We start from the raw sequence: 19,391 nt of genomic DNA on the forward strand, positions 1-19,391 counted from the left end.
TCTTCAACCATGGTTTAGCAACTTAGGTTGATGATTGGGGGATCATGAACGTCGACCGCATCGTCGAAGCCTTCCGGCAGACCGGGCCCGGCGCCCTGGCGATCACCGAGGGCGGCCGCACGGTCGTGGACGTGTGGCAGGGGGAGGGGTGGGAACGCGACACCCTGGTCAACGTCTACTCGGTCACGAAGGGCGTGGTGGCCACCGTCGCCCACGTCCTGGTGGACCGCGGTCTGTTGGACCTGGACGCGCGGATGTCCCGGTACTGGCCGGAGTTCCAGGCGGACGTCACGGTCGCGCAGGTGCTGAACCACCAGGCGGGTCTGCCCGCAGTCCGCGAGGATCTGCCGCCGGGCGGCCTGTTCGACTGGGACGTGATGACGTCCGCGCTCGCCGCCCAGGAGCCGTGGTGGGAGCCGGGAACGCGGCACGGCTACCACGCGCTGATGTTCGGCTGGCTGGTCGGGGAGGTGCTGCGGCGGATCACCGGCAAGGAGGTGCGCGACCTCGTCGGGGAGCTCGGCGTCGCCGACCTGTTCATCGGGCTGCCGTCCGAAGTGGAGGGTCGCGTGCTGGACGTGCTGCCGCCGGAGATCACCGAGAACTCGTTCAGCCCGGGCCTGCTCGCCGCCAGGGCGTTCCAGAACCCGCCCACCCTCGGCACGCCCGGCATCGTCAACACCGAATCGTGGCGGCGGGCGCAGATTCCCGCGGCCAACGGCCATGCCACCGCCCGCGCGCTCGCCGAGTTGTACGGCCGCATGGACGGGTTGCTGTCCCCAGGCGTGCTCGCCGAGGCGATCCGGCCGCACAGCGAAGGCCACGACGAGATCCTGGAGGGCAACACCCGGTTCGGCCTGGGTTACATGCTGCCCAACGAGCTCCGCGCCTTCTCACCGAACGCGCGGGCGTTCGGGCATCCCGGCGCGGGCGGGTCGCTCGCGTTCGCCGACCCCGACCTCGGCATCGGGTTCGCGTACGTGACGAACCGGATCATCCTCGGCCCGGTGGGCGGCGACCCGCGCTGGTGGCCGTTGCTGGACGCGATCTACGGCTGATCGAGCAGGTCCGCGACGCTCGCCAGGTAGAGCTTCAGCACGAAGCGGGCGTCGCGAGTGCTGTGCCCGGTCAGCTCGTCGATCTTGGCCAGCCGGTACACCAGCGTGTTGCGGTGCACCCGCAGATCGGCCGCCGCGCGGACGAGGTGCAGTCCGGACTCGCACCACGACACGATCGTCTGCCGCAGCACGGGCCAGTCGTGCTGTGTCCGAAGTGGACCGAGCAGCACGCGGGCGAACCTGGCCCGCGTCTGCTGGCCCGCGGCGGCGACGAGCTCGGGCACGCGCACGTCGTCGATGTGCACGACCTTCGCCACGCCGGGCAGCCGGGCCGCGAGGTACAACGCGGTCGACGCGTCCTGGTGGGAGTCGTGCAGCCCGGTGACCGAGGACGCGGCCGACCCGATGCCGGCAGCACAGTCGAAGCCCAGCTCGGGAATCGGACCCTTCTCCCTGTGTAGCACCACGAACCGGCCCGATCCGGTGCTGCCGACGACGTCCTGCGGATCGTCGAACACCCGCCGCAGCTGCCGCAGCACGCGCGCGGGATCGGCCGCGGACTCGACGACGACGGCCACCCGCCGCAGGCGCAGGTCGTAGCCGAGCTCGGCCGCGCGGAACGCGAGCAGGTCCGGCTCGGCGGTGTCGCGGTCGTAGTGCGCGACGTCGCGCAGCAGGTCTTCCACGGCCTTCTCGCGGAACAGCCTGGAGGACAACAGGACCGACTCGCGCAGCAGGATCTCGGTCTGGTTGCGCACCAGCCGGCCGAAGCGCTCGACCTGGTCTGGCGAGCCGGTGATGCCGACCGTGCCGACGGCCTCGCCGTTGAGCACGAGCGGCAGCGTGCATCCCGGCTCGACGCCGGTCAGTTTCCGGGCCGCCGCGAGGTCGTGTGCCATGGCGCGCAACGTCTTGACGACCTCGATGGACGCTTCGTGGAAGCTGCCGACGCGGGCGGGGTCGCCGCTGCCGATCACGATGCCGTCCCGGTCGGTGATCAGCACGTTGAAGCCGATGATCGCGCTGGTGTCCACCGCGATCTCGTGGGCGATCGAGGGCGTGAGGCTCACTGTACGAACCGTACAGCTGACGGCGGTAAACAACCAGGAAGTTCTGGTTGAGACGACCAGTGACCTGGGGTAATGGGCCGCCTAGCGTGTGGTCCACCTCATAGCGAGTAGCGAGCCAGGGACGGGTGCCATGTCGAGAACAGCTGTCTTGCTGCTGGTCGCCGCCGCGGTGACCGGTTGTTCGTCCAACGCCTCCACCGCGGGTGACCTCGGCACCATCGAACCCGGTGTCCTCAAGGTCGCCATCCAGCCGTACGCGCCGTACACCGACTACAAGGACCGCAAGCTGACCGGACTCGACAGCGACGTCCTGAACAAGGTCGCGGAGAAGCTGAAGCTGCGCGTCGAGCCCGAGGTCACCGACTTCGCGGGCATGCTCGCCGGCGTCCAGTCGCGCCGCGTGGACATCACCATCGGCGGCGTCGCGTGGTCGGCCGACCGGCAGAAGCAGGGCCTGTTCACGGATCCGCCCTACTACTCGCCGCCCGCGATGGCGGTGAAGTCGGACAAGCAGTACAAGGCGATCTCCGACCTGGAGGGCAAGCGGCTCGCCACGGTCGAGGGCTACGTGTGGGTCAAGTCGATCCAGGCGGTGCCCGGCGCGCAGCTGCAGGCGTACCCGGACGGCAACGGCGTGATCGACGATCTCGGCGCGGGAAGAACCGACGTCGGCTTCCTCGACCCGCTGATCATCATCGCCGCGCAGAAGGCCCGGCCGGAGCTGGCGTTGAAGACGCAGTACCTGACGCCGCCGACCGACGAGGACATCAAGGCGAAGCCGGCGTACGAGTACTTCCGGTCGTACATGACGAGCTTCTACCTGCCCAAGCAGGCGACCGCGCTGGAACAGGCGATCTCCAAGGAGATCCGGGCGATGTACGCCAGCGGTGAGCTGACCGAGCTGATCAGGAAGTACGGCGGCGACCCGGACCAGTTCCTCAAGCCCGCACCGCACATCGCGCCGCTGCGCCGGGGCGTCGACCGGCCCGCCGACTGGCAACCGCCGACCATCTGAGGGGGAGTGACCATGTTCCAGGTTCCGTGGTCGGAGTACTCCGCCGACCTGTGGGAGGGGTTGCTGAAAACCCTGTCGTACACCGTGGTCGGGTTCGTCGGCGCGGCACTGCTCGGCCTCGCGGTCGCGTTGCTGCGGCTGGGGCGCACGCGGCTCATGCGGGTCCCGGCGTTGCTGTACACCGAGATCTTCAAGAACGTGCCGCTGCTCGCGGTGATCTTCCTGACCTACTTCGGGCTCGGCTCGGTCGGGCTGAAGCTCGACGCGTTCCAGGCGGGCACGCTCAGCCTCGTCGTCTTCTACGCCGCCTACCTGTCGGAGATCTTCCGTTCCGCGATCAACGGCGTGCACGGCGGCCAGCGCGAGGCGGCCGAGGCGCTCGGCATGGGCACGCTCAGCACGTTCGCGAAAGTCGTTTTCCCGCAGGCGATGCGGCTCGCGTTGCCCGGCACGAACACGATGCTGGTGGACCTGCTGAAGTCCACGTCGCTGCTCGTGACGATCTCCGCGGCCGAGCTGATGTCGCAGGGCCGGCTGATCACTTCGGCCACGTTCCGCGCGCTCGAGGTGTACCTCGTGATCGCGGCGATCTACTTCGTCCTGTGTTACCCGCTCTCCCAGGGGCTGCTGTGGTTCGAACGAAGGATGCACGCCGGGGTACCGCTGTCGGCCAGGCGCAGGCGCCGGCTGCGCGCCGCACGGGCACTGCTGGAGGTGCCGGCGTGACTTCAGAGGTGCTGACGATCAAGGGGCTGAGCAAGTCGTTCAGCGGCCGGCTCGTGCTCGACGACGTGTCGTTGTCCGTCCACAGTGGAACCATCACGGCGATCATCGGGCAGAGCGGTGGCGGCAAGACCACCCTGCTGCGCTGCCTGAACCTGCTCGAGCAACCGGACCGCGGGCGGATCGACGTGAACGGCACGCCGATCTTCGAGGACGGGGTGGTGTGCCGCGACCTGCCGAAGCTGCGGCGGAGCGTGGGCATGGTGTTCCAGCGCTTCAACCTGTTCCCGCACCTGACGGCCGTCGAGAACGTGATGCTCGCGCCGCTCGATGCCGGGGTGGCCGAGGACGAGGCGCTGCGCCGGGCCGTCGAGCTGCTCCGCCGGGTGCGGCTCGCCCATCGTGCCACCGCCTATCCCGAGCAGATGTCCGGCGGCGAACAGCAGCGCGTGGCGATCGCACGGGCCCTGGCGCTCAAGCCGTCCGTGCTGCTGTTCGACGAACCGACGTCGTCGCTGGACCCCGAGTCGACCGGAGAGGTGCTCAAGGTGATGCAGGAGCTCGCGGCCGACGGCATGACGATGGTGCTGGTGACGCACGAACTGGCGTTCGCCGGGGATGTCGCGCACCACGTCGTGTTCGTCGACGGCGGCCGGATCGTCGAGGAGGGCGAGCCGCGGCAGGTGCTCGGCAGCCCGCGCGAGCAGCGCACCCGCGAGTTCCTCACCCACTTCTCGCGCGAGGGATCATGAGCCCGGTCGTCGTCGTGGGGGGCGGGGTCGTCGGGCTGTGCGTCGCGCACTACCTGGCCACCGCGGGGATCGAGGTCGAGGTCGTCGAACGGGCGTCGCTCGGCTCGGGTGCGTCGTGGGGCAATGCCGGGTGGGTGTGCCTGAGCCACTCGGCGCCGGTGCCGTCGCCCGGCGTCACGAACTACGCGTTGCGGTCGCTGGGCCGACCGGAGTCGCCGCTGTACCTGCGGCCCCGGTTCGACCCGCGGTTCCTCGCATGGCTGTGGCGCTTGTGGCGCAACAGTTCCGAGGCGGCGTTCCGCCGCGGGTACTTCGCCGTGGCCGAGCTGAACCGGCCGACGTTCGACCTCTACGCGGAGCTGGCCGAGCAGGGTGTCGAGACGACGCTGACCCGGCCGGGGCTCGTGCACGCCTTCCTGTCCGAGGCCGAGGCGGGGCACCACTTGGAGGTGCAGCGGTCGATGGCCGGCTACACCGTGCCCGACGACGTGACCACCGGGCCCGAGGCGCGGCTGCTCGACCCGGCGCTGTCGCCGGGGGTGCGCGCGTCGTACCTGGTGCCCGGCGAGGGTGTCGTGGATCCGGTGCGGCTGGTCGAGTCGCTGGCGCAGTCGGTGAAGAACCTCGGCGGCCAGGTTCGCGAGAACGTCGGCGTCACCGGGTTCCTCCGCGCCCGCGGCAGGGTGATCGGACTGAGGACGACCGAGGGCGAACTGTGGTGCGACGGGGTCGTCGTCGCCGCGGGCATGTGGTCGCAGCCGCTGCTCGCGTCGCTCGATGTGCGGCTGTCCATGCAGGCGGGCAAGGGATACAGCTTCACCGTCGACCTCGACCCGGCGCCCGCCCACGCCCTGTACCTCGGTGACCGCCGGGTGGTCGCGTCACCGATGAACGGCTCCACGCGCATCGCCGGGACGATGGAGCTCAGCGGCAACAACCGCAAGCTCGACTGGCGCCGCATCGTGGCGATCGCCCAGGCCAGCACGCACTACCTCGGCGAGTGGTTCGACGACCCCGAGGACCTGCCGCGCCGCATCCGCGACCCGTGGGTCGGCGGCCGGCCGTTCCTTGCCGACGGGCTGCCGGTGATCGACCAGGCGCCAGGCCACGACAACGTCTACGTCGCCACCGGCCACGGCATGCTCGGCGTCACGCTCGGGCCCGCTACCGGACGCGCGCTCGTCGACTACGTCGTGTCGGGAATACGTCCCGCTGTGCTGAACGCCTTCCGTTTTCGTTAGGACTTTCGGCCTAACTTCTTCCGTGTGGCGACCGTGTGGCGTCATTCAGTATGGCCTCGAAGATTTACTGGGAAAACATTCCTGATACACACTTTCGGCGCGCTGTGGTCGGAATCACGGCGAGTTGTGGACCGTTTTGGGGATCGCTAGCCTCCGTCGCGATCGGTCGGGGGACGATCTTCATCGTGTGTGGTGGTGCGGTCTGCCACACCTCTTGGTCCTTTCGAAAGGCGTTTGGGGATGGGCGCGGCGGAAATGCCGGTGGATGAGCATCCGCTCCTCGAGGATCTATTTCTGGCACAGGTGTCCCGTTGTCCGGATTCGGTCGCTCTGGTCGATGACGGGCAGCGTCTCACGTATCGGGAGCTCTATGAAAGGGCTGGCCGAATAGCGGCCGGACTGGTATCACGCGGAGTGGGGCGCGAAACGATTGTCGCAATGGCGTTCGAACGTTCGGCGGACGCCGTCGTGTGCACGCTGGCGATCGTGCTGGCCGGCGGGGCGTACCTGCCGATCAACCCCGGCTTCCCGGCTGAGCGCATCGCGCACATGATCGCTGACAGCGACCCGGTGCTGGTGGTGTGCGGCGACGGGATGACGCTGCCGGGTGGCGTGACTCTGGCGGAGTTGGAGTCCGATGAACCGTGGGAGGTCGCGCCACGGGACGGCTCGCCGCTCGCGTACGTCATGTACACGTCCGGTTCGACCGGGCGGCCGAAGGGCGTGCTGATCGAGCAGGCCGGGATCGTCCGGCTCGTCAGGGACAGCGACTTCTTCCAGCTGGGCGAAACCGATCGGCTGCTGCTCACCGGCGCGCTGGAGTTCGACGCGGCGACGTTCGAGATCTGGGGCTGCCTGCTCAACGGCGCGACGCTGCACGTGGCGGGCAAGGAGACGCTGGTCGTCGCGGCGAACCTGAAGAAGGCGTTGCGGGACAACGGCATCACGGTCATGTGGCTGACCGCGCCGCTGTTCGGGCAGATCGTCGAGCAGGACCCGTCGGTGTTCACCGGCCTGCGCGCGTTACTCGTCGGCGGGGACGTGGTGCATCGCCGCCACGTCGAGCGGCTCGACCCGTCGATCCGCGTGATCAACGGGTACGGGCCGACCGAGAACACCACTTTCACCACGACGCACGAGATCCAGCCCGGTACGGGCGACATCCCGATCGGGCGGCCGATCAACGGCACCACCGTGCTGGTGCTCGACGAGCGGCGCCGGCCAAGTCGAACCGGCGAGCTCTACACCGGCGGTGCCGGGCTGGCCAGGGGATACCTGAACAACCCCGATCTGACGGCCGAGAAGTTCGTCGTGATCGACGGCGAGCGGTACTACCGGACCGGTGACCGCGTCAGCGTCGACGACACCGGCCTCATCCGGTTCCACGGGCGGATCGACGACCAGGTCAAGATCCGCGGGCACCGGGTGGAGGTCAAGGAGGTCGAGGCGGTTCTGCTGAGCTGCGCCGGCGTTCGCGACGGCTGCGTGGTCGTCCGGTCCGGCGAGGCGGGAAAGTTCCTCGTCGCGTACACCGTGCTCGGACCCGGCACGGATCTGCGGGCCGAGCTCGCCGCGCGACTCCCGGACTACATGCGGCCGCAGCACGTCGTCGTCCTGGATCGCTTGCCGCTCAACCCGAACGGCAAGGTCGACAAGGCTCGGCTGCCCGCGGTGGTCGCCGAAACCGACGACCACGCGGACCTGCCCGAGTCACTGCGGCAGCTCGCGCTGCTGTGGGCCGAGATCCTGGGCGTTGCGCGCGTCGAGCCGGAGGACGACTTCTTCGCGCTGGGCGGCAACTCGCTGGCGGCGGGCCGGCTGATCGGCCGGCTCGGCGTCGACCTGCCGTATCGCGAGGTCTTCGAACACCGGACGCTCGCCGCGATGGCCCAGGCCGTCGAACGGGCGCAGGTCCGGTCACTCCGGCCGATCGTGGCCGCGCCGGAGGGCCCGTCCGTGTTGCACCCCCAGCAGCGCGGCCTGTACACGAGCTGGCAGGTCGACGCCGCCTCGGTCGCCTACAACGTGCCGGTCCGGCTGGACATCACGGGACCGCTGAACGCGCGGCAGGTTCGCGACGCCCTGACCGAGTTGGTCGACCGGCACGACGCGCTGCGTATGCGGTTCGTGTCCACATCGGACGGTGTGCGGCAGGTGGCGGACTCGCCGTCGTTCGAACTCGTCGAGTCACAGCAGGAAGACGGGTTCGTCCGGCCGTTCGACCTCGGCAGCGGGCCTTTGATGCGAGCCCGGCTGGTGCGCATGGACCACGCGCATCACCGGCTCTACCTCGACGTTCACCACATTGTGTTCGACGGCGTGTCCCTGCGGACGCTGGTGTCGGAGTTGGCCGACCTGCTGGCCGGGGTCGCGGTGGCGGCACCGAAGTGGCGGTACGCGGACGCCGCGCAGTGGTTCGCTGATGAGAATTTTGACGGCACGTACTGGCTGGACGTGCTGCGGGACCCGCCGCGGCTCGACCTGCCGACCGACCATCCGCGTCCGGCCGTGCGGAAGGCGGTCGGCGCGGTCGTCCGCCGGAGCTGCGGGCCGGTTTCGGAGATCGCGGCGCGGGCCGGGACGACCGACTTCGTCGTGCTGCTCAGCGCGTACACCGCGGTGCTGATGCGGCTCTCCGGTCAGTCCGACATCGTTGTCGGCAGCCCGATGAGCGGCCGCGTGCACCCCGATTTCGACGCCGTGGTCGGGATGTTCGTCAACACCGCCGGGCTGCGGATCCAGGTCGGCGAGACCGCGACGCTCGATGACCTGGTGGCGGCCGTGCATCGGCGGCACGCGGAAGCCCTGGAGCACCAGGCGGTTCCGTTCGAGGACGTCGTCCGCGCGCTGCGGCTGCCGCGCGACCCGAGCCGGTTGCCGCTGCTGGACGCGTTCTTCGCGTTGCAGAACATCGGCTTCGAGACGTTCGAGCGCGGCGGGCTGCGCGTGGACGTCGAGCTGCCGCACCACGGCTCGTGCCGGTTCGACCTCAACCTCCAGGCCTATCCGCGGTCCGGCGGGTTCCTGCTGGAGCTCGAGCACAACACCTCCCTGTTCGCCACGGCGTCGGCCGAGTACCTGCTCGACCGCGTGACCGAGCTGGTCGACGAGCTGCTGCGGACCCCGGACAACCCGGTGTTCCGGCAAGCCGCGCTCGCCACCACCACATCCGCCCACGCCGACTTCACTTTCTGACGAGAGAATCCGATGACCAGCGCATTGCAGGCGCAGCAAGCACTTCGTGCCCATCCGGCACAGGAACAGCACTGGACCGAGCGGCTGGGGACGTGGACCGAACCGGTCGTCCTGGTCCGCGACCACCTGCGTCCCGGCGCCGGCGAACCCATCACCATCGCCGAGGACTTCGACGCCACCGCGTTGCTGCGGCTGACCAACGGTGATCCGTTGCTGCTCAGAGTCGTCGCCGCCGCCGTCGTGTCGGTGGTGGCCGCTCGGAGTACCGACCGGGCGGACGTGGTCGCGTTCGTGCCGTCGCTGAAGTTCTCCAAGCCCAACCGCGCGGTGCCGGTCGACGTCACGGTCGGGCCGGAGCTGACCGGCAAGCGGCTGCTCGGCGCGGTGCGGGCGGCCTTCCTGGCCGCCGAACCGCACTCAGATGTGCCGGTTCAGGTGCTGCTGGACCGGGCGGGCGCGCGGCCGTCGGACTTCATGTCCGGTGTGGACGGTGACCTGGACGGTGCCGACGCGGACGCGGCCGGTGCGCCACTGCTGTTCACGCTCTGCACCGACCCGGCGCGGATCACGTTGCGCTACGACCCGGTGCTGTTCACCGACACGACCGCACAGCGGCTCCTCGGCGTGTATCGACACGTTCTGCAGACGATCACGACGAACCCCTCGGTCGTGATCGGTGAGCTGCTCGCGCCGACCGATGCCGAGTTGGAGCTGCTGGCCGGGTTCAACGAGACGGCCGCGGAGTTCCCGGCGGACCGGCTGCTGCACTCGTTCCTGGAGGAGCGGGCGCGCACGCACCCCGACGACGTCGCGATCGTCGACGACGGCACGACGTACGCGCAGCTCAACCTGGCGGCCAACCGGCTGGCGCGCACGTTGCGCGACCGCGGGGTGGGCGCGGGCAGCATCGTCGGCGTGTGCGTGCCGCGGTCGGCGATGATGCTGACCGCGATCTACGCCGTGCTCAAGGCGGGCGGCGCGTACCTGCCGGTCGACCCGACCCTGCCGGCCAACCGCATCGAATACCTGTTGGAGCACAGCGGAACCGCGCTCGTGCTCGCCACGCCGACGACGATCCCGGTGCTGGGTTCGCGGACCGTGCTGGACCTGTCGGACCTGCGGAACTGGGACGCCGACGACACCGACCTGCCGCCGGTGACCGGTCCGTCCGATGCCTGCTACGTGATCTACACGTCCGGTTCGACCGGGCGGCCCAAGGGTGTGGTGATCGAGCACCGCGCGATCGTCAACCGGCTGTGGTGGATGCAGCGGGCCTACCCGCTGACGTCCGACGACGTGATCCTGCACAAGACGCCGTTCACGTTCGACGTGTCGGTGTGGGAGATCTTCTGGTGGTCGATCGCGGGCGCGTCCGTGGCGACGCTGCCCAACGGCGAGGAGCGCGATCCGGAGCGGATCGCGGTCCGGATCGCCGAGACCGGCGCCACGACCATGCACTTCGTCCCGACGATGCTGCAGGCGTTCCTCACCTACAACGCCGGCGCCTCGCTGCTGTCCTCGCTGCGGACGGTGTTCGCGAGCGGTGAGGCGCTGGCGTCGTCGCACGTCTCCGCCTTCCGCACGCGGTTGCCCTCGGCCCGGCTGGTCAACCTGTACGGGCCGACCGAGGCGGCGGTCGACGTGAGCTACTTCGACTGTGTGGCAACGGATTCCACGCGGTCGGTGCCGATCGGCAAGCCGATCGACAACATCACGTTGTCCGTGCGGACGCGGTCGGGTGCGGTGGCACCGATCGGTGTGCCGGGGGAGCTGTGCATCGCCGGCGTCGGGCTCGCCCGCGGGTACCTGCACGCGCCGGAGCTGACGGCCGAGCGGTTCGTCGTGCTGGACGGCGAGCGGCACTACCGGACCGGCGACCTGGCGCGGTGGCTGCCCGACGGGGAGATCGAGTACCTGGGGCGGCTCGACACGCAGGTCAAGATCCGCGGGTACCGGATCGAGCTGGGCGAGATCGAGCACGTCGCCACGCGTGTGCAAGGCATAACCGAATGCGCGGTCACGGCCCTCGATGGTGAGACGCTGTGCGCGTACGTGGTCGGGTCGTTCGACGAGGGCTTCCTGCGGGCCGCGCTCGCGGCCGAGCTGCCGTCGTACATGGTGCCGTCGTTCGTGGTGCCGGTGCCCGCGATTCCGGCCAACCACAATGGAAAGCGCGACCTGTCGTCATTGCCGCGGCCCACGCGCGAGAGCGCCGAGTTCGTCGAACCGTCGACTGACGTGGAACGGTTGCTGGCCGGCATCTGGGGCGATGTGCTCGGGGTGTCGCGGGTCGGTGCCTCGGACGGGTTCTTCACGCTCGGCGGTGACTCGATCCTGGGCATCCGGGTCGTGGCGGCGCTGCGGGAGGCCGGATACGAGGCGACGGTCGGCGACGTGTTCGCGCACCAGCGGCTCGCGGATCTCGCGTCCGTGGTGCGGCCGGCGTCCGTGGCCGTTGTGTCCGAAGAGGACGCTTCGTCGTGGCCCGCTTCCGCCTTGCAGATCGGCATGATGTACCACAGCTCGCTGGAGACGGATGTTCCCGTCTACCACGACATCTTCCGCTACGAGATCGCCGTGCCGCGGGTGGACGCCGCGGCTCTGGTGGCCGCGTGGGAGTGGCTCGCGGCACGGCATCCCGTGCTGCGGGCGCGGTTCGACGTCGACCGGATGGTCGTCGAGGACGTGACCGAGTACCCCGTCGGGGTGGTGTCGGGGGATCCCGCGGCGTGGGCGTTGGCGGAGAAGCGGCGTCCGGTGGACCCGACGGTCGCGCCCGCGTACCGGGTGCGGTTCTTCGAGACCGCGCCGGACCGGGTGGTGTTCGGGTTCAGCTTCCACCACGCCATCCTTGACGGCTGGAGTGTCGCGACGCTGGTCGAGGAGTTCAGCCGCGCATACCTGACCTTGCTGGACGGCGGTGCGCTCGATCCGGCTCCCGGGCTGTCCCTGCAGGCGCGGTACGCGGAGCTGGAGGCCTCGGCTTCGGCGGCCTCGGAACAGATCGACTTCTGGCGGGCCGAGCTGGCGGACAGCTCGATCACGGAGATCCCGCGGCTCGGGCCGGGCACAGGGTCGTCCGAGGTCCAGGTGCTCGGGACTTCGCTGGACGCCAGGCTGATGGACGGGCTGCGCCGCCGGGCCGCCGAGTGGTCCGTGCCGGTGAAGAGCGTCTTCGTGGCCGCGCACCTGCGAGCGTTGAGCCTGATCGCGAACCAGCGGGACGTCGTCACCGGGTTCGTGACCAACGGCCGGCCCGAGGTCGAGAACGCCGAGCGGGCGCTGGGCATGTTCCTCAACACGCTGCCGTTGCGGTTGCGGCTGGACGAGTCGTGGTCGTGGCGCGAGCTGGCGCTGCGGTGCTTCGAACAGGAGCAGAAGCTGTTGCCGCACCGGTGGTTCCCGCTGCCGGAGATCCAGAAGCTGCACGGTGGCAGCGCGTTCGAGGTCATCTTCAACTTCACGAACTTCCACGTGCACTCGGGTTCCGCCGTCGTGTCGGCGGAGTACTTCGAGCAGACCAACGCGCCGCTCGTGGTGTACGTGGGGTCGAACTCGTTCGCGGGCGGGTGGGAGTGCCGCATCGGGTACGACCCGAGCCGGTTCACCGACACGCAGGTCGCCCGGTACCTCGGCTACTACCTGGGCTGCTTCCAGGCGCTGGTGACCGACGGCGAGGCACCGTGGCACGACACGCTTCCGTTGTCCCTGGAGGAACGGGAGGTGCTGCTGCCGCCGATCGCGCGGCCGGTCGTCGCGGAGCTCGACGGGTGCCGCAGCCTCGGCTCGCGGTTCGCGGCGATGGTCGGCAAGCACGGTGACCGGGTCGCGGTGTCGTGCGGGGACCGGTCGTTCACCTACCGCGAGCTGGACGGGCTGGCCGGTGCGCTGGCCGCGTCGCTGGTGGACCGCGGCGTCGGGGTGGGCGACCTGGTCGGGCTGGCGCTCGAGCGCGACCTGGAGATGGTCGTCGCCATCCTCGCCGTGGTCAAGGCGGGCGCGGTGTACGTCCCGATCGACCCCGGCTACCCGGAGGACCGGATCCGCACGACCGTCGAGGACGCCGACGTCGCGGTGCTGATCGGTGAAAAAGCCGTGTGCGCGATGTTCCCGGACCGCGTCACCCTCGACCGAATCCCGGCCGTCGGTCAGTCCTTTGTGGATCGCGAGGTCGGCGCCGGCGCGCTGGCCTACGTGATCTACACGTCCGGGTCCACCGGCAAGCCCAAGGGCGTGCAGGTGACGCACGGCAACGTGCTGCGGCTGTTCTCCCAGACCGAGGACTGGTACGGGTTCACCGAGCAGGACACGTGGACGCTGTTCCACTCGTTCGCGTTCGACTTCTCGGTGTGGGAGCTGTGGGGCGCGCTGCTCTACGGCGGCCACCTGGTCGTGGTGCCGTTCTGGGTGTCGCGTTCGGTCGACGACTTCGCGGACCTTCTTGTCGCGCAACGGGTGACCGTGCTCAACCAGACGCCCTCGGCGTTCGGGCAGGTCAAGCAGGCGATCATGGACCGCGACGTCAGCCTGCGGTACGTGGTCTTCGGCGGTGAGGCACTCGACTTCGCGTCGCTCACCGACTGGTTCGCGCACTACGGCGACAACGGGCCACAGCTGGTGAACATGTACGGCATCACCGAGACGACCGTGCACGTCACATACCGGCCGGTGACCTCGGCGGACACGTCGTCGCCGGGCAGCATGATCGGCGAGCCGATCCCTGACCTCGGCATGTACATCGTCGACGACGCGGGCCGTCCCGTGCCGCTCGGCACACCCGGCGAGATCGCGGTCGCCGGCGGTGGTGTCGCGCTCGGCTACCTGAACCGGCCCGAGGAAACCGCCAAACGCTTTGTCTCGCTGGACCTCGGTGGTGGCGAGACGCGGGTCTACCGCTCGGGCGACCTGGCGCGGCGGCTGCCCGGCGGCGACGTCGAGTACCTCGGCCGCGGGGACGCGCAGGTGAAGATCCAGGGCTACCGGATCGAGATCGGCGACATCGAGTTCGCGCTGAGCTCACACCCGGACGTGGCTTCCGTTGTGGTGCAGGCGTTCGTGCGGCGGTCCGGGGCCAAGGCGCTTGCCGGGTACTACGTCGGATCGGCCTCGGCCGATGTGCTGCGGGAGTACCTGGGAGAGCGGCTGCCGTCGTACATGGTGCCGTCGTTCCTGGTGCCGGTGCCGTCGTGGCCGTTGACGATCAACGGCAAGGTCGACCGCCGGGCGCTGCCGGATCCCGAGGCGCAGGTGGTCTCGGCGTCACGGGTCGCCCCGCGCAACGAGGTCGAGTCGGCGCTGGCGGAGATCTGGCGGTCGGTGCTCGGAGTGCCGTCGGTGGGCATCGACGACACGTACTACTCGCTCGGCGGCGACTCGCTGCAGGGCATCCGGCTGGTCGGCGCGTTGCGCAAGGCCGGGTTCGACGTGCCGCTGCACGAGTTGCTGCGGCTGCAGACGGTTCGCTCGCTGGCTTCGGTCGTCTCGGCTCCGGTGGAGGAAGAAGTGGGTGTGGAGCCGTTCGCGTTGCTGTCCGCGGCGGATCTTTCGTTGTTGCCCAAGGGGTTGGATGACGCCTACCCGGCGACCCAGCTGCAGCTCGGCATGATCTTCCACACCGATCTCGACCCGGCGCAGGGCACGTTCCACGACCTCATCCGGTACTCGATCGCGCTGCCGTTCGACCAGGCGGTGCTGACGTCGCTGATCTCGGCGATGGTCGAGCGGCACGAGGTGCTGCGGACCTCGTTCGCGCTGTCCGGGTTCTCCCGGCCGTTGCAGCTGGTCCACACCCGCGGTGCGGTGAACCTGACCGTGCACGATCTGTCGCATGTGGACAATCCGACACCGCTGCTGGACGACTGGTTCGAGGCGGAGAAGAGCACCGGCTTCCTGTGGAGCGCGCCGACCCTGATGCGGTTCTTCGTCCACCGGACCTCGGAGTCGTCGTTCGCGTTGTCGGTCAGCTTCCACCACTCGATCATCGACGGCTGGAGCTTCTCCGGGCTGATGGCGCGGCTGCTGGAGGACTACCGGCGGGCGCTGGCCGGGCTGCCGGTGTCCGAGGGTGAGGACGCGCCGCTGGCCTACCGCGACTACGTGCGACTTGAGCTCGCGGCCCAGGAGTCCACGGAATCGCGTTCGTTCTGGACGTCGGCGCTGGCCGGGGCGCCGTACACGAAGCTGCCCCGGCTGCCCGCGGCCGGCGCGCGGTGGGCGGAGGCCGAGCTGGTGCTGGAGGAGGACCAGGTCGCGCGGCTCGGGGAGATCGCCCGCAGGCACGGGGTGTCGCTGCGGCACCTGTGCCTGGCCGTGCACTTCCGGGCGTTGTCGCTGATCTGCCGTACCTCCGACGTGACGACCGGTGTGTTCGGTCATGGCCGGCCGGAGCATCCCGACGCGGATCGGATGGTGGGACTGTTCCTCAACATCGTGCCGCTGCGGGCTCCTGCGTCGGGGTCGTGGGAGTCGGTGATCGCCGCTGTGGTCGAGGCCGACCACGCCCAGATCCCGCACCGGCGGTTCTCCTACGCGTCCATCCAGGCTGCTTCGGGTGGTTCGCGGCTGGTGGAGACGGGGTTCAACTTCGTCAACTTCAGCGCGTACTCCTCGCAGCTCGGCGAGCCGGTGATCGACGGCCTGAAGTGGTTCGAGCACTCGGACTTCGCGCTGCTGGTGACGTTCAACGCGGACCTGTTCACCTCGCGGCTGAAGGTCACCTTCAACGCGGCGGCGCGGGTGCTCGGCGCCGCCGGCCTGCGGACGGTCGTCTCGGTGTACGAGGCCGTGCTGTCGTCGCTGGCGATCGATGACCTGGTGGCCGCGCTGCCCGCCGCGTCCGGTGGTGGGGACGGGTACGACCTGCCAGGTTCCGCATCGTTCTCGGCGCCGTGGCTGCCGGGGTTGGTGGACGAGTTCCGCGTCGAGGGTGTCGTGGACTCGCTGACCGCACTGCGGATCGCGCACGAGGCGCGAGCCCGCTTCGGTGTTTCCGTTCCGCTGCAAGCGATCCTGGGGCTGTAGATGCGTGCGACGTTCTCGACGATCCTGCTGAGCTCGCTCGGCTCGACCGTGCTGTGGCTGCTGCTGGTGCCGCACTTCTCGGCGCTGGCGCAGTCCGAGGGCCTGGTCGGCCTGCTCGGCATGGAACGGCAGGTGCTCGGCGTGCTGGGCGCGCTCGTGGTCGCGGTGTGGGCCGACCACGGGCGCGTGGGCGCCAAGTTCGCGCTGCTGCAGTCCTTTCAACTCGTGCTGGCCGTGGTGTTCCTGGCTTGCCTGTCGTTCGCGTCTCCGGGGTTCGTGCTGGTGTGGACCGGGCTGCGGTTCTTCGTGGTCGGTGCTTCCTCGGTGCTGGCGTACCGGCTGCTGGCCGACGGATCGTCCGCTTCACGGGGGGCGATCCTGCAGATGGTCACGTCTCCGCAGGGCGCCATGGTGTTCGCCGCGGTGATCTGCGCGGCGATGAACTCCCTGGTGGGCGCGCTGGTGTTCGACGTGGTGTCCAGCGTGGTCGTGATCTGGTTGCTGCGTGGGTCTTTCGGCGGATCGCTGCGGTTTGAGTGGAGCAACTCGATCGGCGGCGCGGCTCGGGTGTTCTGGATCAGGGAGCTGTGGCCGTGGAACCTGCTGCAGGTGGTCTTCCTGACGACCCTGTCCGGGATGATGGTGTACGCCGCCGTGATCGCCTCGGGTCAGCGGCTGCTGCCCGCGTCCGTGGTGTTCCCGCTGGCGTGGTTCTTCTACGGCCTGGCGTTCTGGGTGACGGCGCCGCTCGTGCGGGTTCGTTCCGACGTGTTCGCTCTCTTGTTGGTGGCATGTGGTGTGGCGGGTGCCGTGTCCGGTTCCTGGACTGTCCACATGGGAATCTACGTGGTGCTGACGTTCGTCAACGCGTACTGGATCCACCACACCAACGCGCAGATCCTCGAACGGGCGCCGGTGGAGCGGCTGGGGCAGATCCGGGCGAGCATGATCCTCTACCTCGGGCTGGTGTTCGGGGTGGGGGAGCAGCTGGCCGGGCTGCTGCTGTCGGCGCCGTGGGGCCTGCCCGCGTTCGGTGTGTTCCACTGCGTCGGCGGCGTGGCGCTGATCCTGTTGGCCCGCTGGTGTTCCTCGCTATCGTCGTCGGATGCGCGTGATCGACGGGATCTTGCGGGACTCCAGCGGTCGTGAGGTCGTGCTGCGCGGCTTCAACGTGTCCGGCACGGCCAAGCTCGCCGAGTACGGCGGCCTGCCGTTCGCGTCGCCCGCGGACGCCGCGGTGTCCGCTCGGGCGATGGTGTCACTGACCGGCGCGAACGCCGTGCGGTTCCTGCTGACGTGGGCGTGGGTCGAACCCACGCCCGGCGTCATCTCGGAGTCGTACCTCGACGGGGTGGCCGCGCAGCTCTCCGCGTTCACGGACCTGGGAGTCATGGCGTACCTGGACTTCCACCAGGACCTGTACTCCCGTCACCTCTTCGGGCCTGGTTCCCGTTACACCGGCGACGGTGCCCCCGCGTGGGCCGCGCGGGGGTATCCGCCGGCGCGGTGCCGGTTCTGCTTCCACTGGGGGCAGAACATGAAGAACAACCCGGCGGTCACGTCCGCGACGCGCGACTTCTGGCACAACCGTTCCGGCATTCGTGCTGCGTTCGTCGATGCCGCGGGCGCGGCTCTCGCCGGCCTGCGGTCCCGGTTGTCGCCCGAGGCCTTCGCGCTGGTGATCGGCGTGGATCCGTTGAACGAGCCGTACGCCGGCCGGTATGCGCCCGGCGAGACCTCGCTGTCGTGGGAGCGGGACCGGCTGTGGCCGTTCTATCAGGAGTTCCGCGCCGCGATGGACGCCGCGGGCTGGTCGGACAAGATCGCGTTCGTCGAACCCCTGGTGTACTGGAACCTCAACGTCGGCTTCTTCGCCGAACCCGGCGGCTTCCCCTCGCTGCCACCGCTGGGCCCGCGGTTCGTGTTCAACTCGCACTTCTACGACGCCCGCGCCCAGTCGGTGATCTTCAAGCCCCGCAACGCCCGCGACGGCGAGTACGCCGCGGACTTCGCCCGCATCCGTTCCCGTGCCGCGGAGCTCGGCACCGCCGCGATCGTGTCCGAGTTCGGGCACCCGATCACGTCCGCGCGCCGGACCTCGATCCTGAAGGCCATGTACCAGGCCCTGGACTCGGGCGTGCCCGGCGCGTCGTGGTGGTCGTCGGCGGCCTCGTCGGGACCGGTGCTGTCCGCCAGCCAGTGGCACTGGGACATCAACTACGGCCGCCACCACGAGCTACAGAACGACAACCCGGATCGTGTCTGCGTCGACGGTGACGCCATGAACGCCGAGCACTTCTCCGCTGTACGCCTGGTCGATGGCGAGCCGGTGCTCACCGTCGACCGCCGGCTGCTCGACCGCGTGTACCCGCGCGCGGTCGCGGGCACCACGATCGCCTTCACCTACGAGGACCGGGCGGGCGACCTGGTGTGGAACCGGATTCCCGCGTCCCTACCGGGTGTGCGCGAGCTGGTCGGCGCCGGCCGGTTCGCCGTACTGGTGTGGCGCGGTAGTGGTGTGACCGAACTGCGCCTGCCCGGCACATTCGCGACGCCGACCGTGGTCACCGATGCCGGGTACGAGATCGACGGCGGACTACGGCTGTCCACTCAGGACACCGGCGTGCACTTCGCCCTGGTGACCGACAGGCCGGGCGGCGACCCGGACCGGGCCCGAAGCGAGCTGGCTTCCTGGGTCGCTCAGCTCGGGGAAACCCGGTAGCGCAGCCCGTCCACCAGCAGGTCGAGCAACCGGGAAGCCTGCTCGCGTTTCTCGCCGGCCGCGAACGCGACGCCGCTCAGCGACGCCAGCACGTCCACGGGATCGACGTCCACGCCCATCGCCTCCAGCAACGTCGACAGCGCCGACGTCAGCAGGGCCCGGCTCTGCGCATAGGGATTCACGCCGGACGCCACGACCGCCTTCAACGCGTCCGCCATGCCGCGCTTGGTCGCCCCGTAGTCGTAGAAGCGGTCCATCCACGCCCGCATCGCCTGGTCGGGAGGCAGCGACGCCACCAGTTCGGAGGCCGCGTCGCACACCTTCGTGAGCTCGGCGCGGTAGACGGCCTCGATCAACGCCTCGCGTGTGGGGAAGTGCCGGTACAGCGTGCCGATGCCGACACCCGCGCCCTTGGCGATCGACTCGAGCGTCGCGTCGGCGTCGCGGGTGAACGCGTCGAGCGCGGTCGACAGCAGACGATCGCGGTTGCGTTGCGCGTCGGCACGCACGAATAACCCCCTGTGACGCAGGTCTCAATGAAAACGGAGGGTCCTCCGCTTAGTGTGGAGCGCGTAGCGGAGGAACCTCCGCTTAA

At 69.5% G+C, this 19,391-nt stretch carries 11 protein-coding genes; 9 read left to right on the top strand and 2 right to left on the bottom strand.

Features of this window, described 5'->3' with window-relative positions; genetic code table 11:
• Window positions 1-44: 44 nt before the first annotated feature.
• A complete protein-coding gene (locus QSK35_RS29475) occupies window positions 45-1,058 on the top strand; it encodes a serine hydrolase domain-containing protein (RefSeq protein WP_285750806.1) in 1,014 nt (337 codons plus the stop codon).
• Here QSK35_RS29475 and QSK35_RS29480 read toward each other — a convergent pair.
• Window positions 1,049-2,128, bottom strand: coding sequence for a CdaR family transcriptional regulator (locus QSK35_RS29480; protein WP_285750807.1), 1,080 nt, complete (start codon window positions 2,126-2,128; stop codon window positions 1,049-1,051). The genes QSK35_RS29475 and QSK35_RS29480 overlap by 10 nt on opposite strands.
• A 130-nt stretch (window positions 2,129-2,258) precedes the next feature.
• Here QSK35_RS29480 and QSK35_RS29485 point away from each other — a divergent pair, with 130 nt between their 5' ends.
• The 8 genes from QSK35_RS29485 to QSK35_RS29520 all read left to right on the top strand — a co-directional run bounded on the left by QSK35_RS29485 (window position 2,259) and on the right by QSK35_RS29520 (window position 18,796).
• Window positions 2,259-3,143, top strand: a complete 885-nt coding sequence (locus QSK35_RS29485) for a substrate-binding periplasmic protein (RefSeq protein ID WP_285750808.1) — start codon at window positions 2,259-2,261, stop codon at window positions 3,141-3,143.
• A 12-nt stretch (window positions 3,144-3,155) separates the two neighbouring features.
• Complete coding sequence (locus QSK35_RS29490) at window positions 3,156-3,869, top strand: amino acid ABC transporter permease (RefSeq protein WP_285750809.1); 714 nt, start codon at window positions 3,156-3,158, stop codon at window positions 3,867-3,869.
• On the top strand, window positions 3,866-4,618 hold the full coding sequence (locus QSK35_RS29495; protein ID WP_502881734.1) for an amino acid ABC transporter ATP-binding protein: 753 nt from the start codon (window positions 3,866-3,868) through the stop codon (window positions 4,616-4,618). Before QSK35_RS29490 ends, QSK35_RS29495 begins: the two co-directional genes overlap by 4 nt.
• Window positions 4,615-5,859, top strand: a complete 1,245-nt coding sequence (locus QSK35_RS29500) for an NAD(P)/FAD-dependent oxidoreductase (protein WP_285750810.1) — start codon at window positions 4,615-4,617, stop codon at window positions 5,857-5,859. The genes QSK35_RS29495 and QSK35_RS29500 overlap by 4 nt, the downstream gene beginning before the upstream one ends.
• A gap of 255 nt (window positions 5,860-6,114) precedes the next feature.
• Window positions 6,115-9,054: a non-ribosomal peptide synthetase gene (locus tag QSK35_RS29505; RefSeq protein ID WP_285750886.1), complete on the top strand. Its 2,940-nt coding sequence runs from the start codon at window positions 6,115-6,117 to the stop codon at window positions 9,052-9,054.
• Window positions 9,055-9,066: 12 nt separating this feature from the next.
• The gene (locus tag QSK35_RS29510; RefSeq protein WP_285750811.1) at window positions 9,067-16,074 is read left to right on the top strand and encodes a non-ribosomal peptide synthetase; all 7,008 of its coding nucleotides are present in this window, start codon (window positions 9,067-9,069) and stop codon (window positions 16,072-16,074) included.
• Window positions 16,075-17,223, top strand: coding sequence for a hypothetical protein (locus QSK35_RS29515; RefSeq protein ID WP_285750812.1), 1,149 nt, complete (start codon window positions 16,075-16,077; stop codon window positions 17,221-17,223). It begins immediately after the preceding gene.
• Window positions 17,180-18,796, top strand: a complete 1,617-nt coding sequence (locus tag QSK35_RS29520; RefSeq protein ID WP_285750813.1) for a cellulase family glycosylhydrolase — start codon at window positions 17,180-17,182, stop codon at window positions 18,794-18,796. Before QSK35_RS29515 ends, QSK35_RS29520 begins: the two co-directional genes overlap by 44 nt.
• Here QSK35_RS29520 and QSK35_RS29525 read toward each other — a convergent pair.
• Window positions 18,775-19,305, bottom strand: coding sequence for a TetR/AcrR family transcriptional regulator (locus tag QSK35_RS29525; protein WP_285750814.1), 531 nt, complete (start codon window positions 19,303-19,305; stop codon window positions 18,775-18,777). The genes QSK35_RS29520 and QSK35_RS29525 overlap by 22 nt on opposite strands.
• Between the last annotated feature and the right edge of the window lie 86 nt (window positions 19,306-19,391).

The sequence above is a fragment of the Lentzea sp. NBRC 105346 genome, assembly GCF_030269605.1.
Lineage (GTDB): Bacteria > Actinomycetota > Actinomycetes > Mycobacteriales > Pseudonocardiaceae > Lentzea.

Bases quoted from the DNA above. Each gene is read 5' to 3' on its own strand.
- QSK35_RS29485 (WP_285750808.1), top strand. From the start codon at position 2,259: ATGTCGAGAACAGCTGTCTTGCTGCTGGTCGCCGCCGCGGTGACCGGT.
- QSK35_RS29500 (WP_285750810.1), top strand. From the start codon at position 4,615: ATGAGCCCGGTCGTCGTCGTGGGGGGCGGGGTCGTCGGGCTGTGCGTC.
- QSK35_RS29520 (WP_285750813.1), top strand. From the start codon at position 17,180: ATGCGCGTGATCGACGGGATCTTGCGGGACTCCAGCGGTCGTGAGGTC.
- QSK35_RS29475 (WP_285750806.1), top strand. From the start codon at position 45: ATGAACGTCGACCGCATCGTCGAAGCCTTCCGGCAGACCGGGCCCGGC.
- QSK35_RS29510 (WP_285750811.1), top strand. From the start codon at position 9,067: ATGACCAGCGCATTGCAGGCGCAGCAAGCACTTCGTGCCCATCCGGCA.
- QSK35_RS29515 (WP_285750812.1), top strand. From the start codon at position 16,075: ATGCGTGCGACGTTCTCGACGATCCTGCTGAGCTCGCTCGGCTCGACC.
- QSK35_RS29505 (WP_285750886.1), top strand. From the start codon at position 6,115: ATGCCGGTGGATGAGCATCCGCTCCTCGAGGATCTATTTCTGGCACAG.
- QSK35_RS29490 (WP_285750809.1), top strand. From the start codon at position 3,156: ATGTTCCAGGTTCCGTGGTCGGAGTACTCCGCCGACCTGTGGGAGGGG.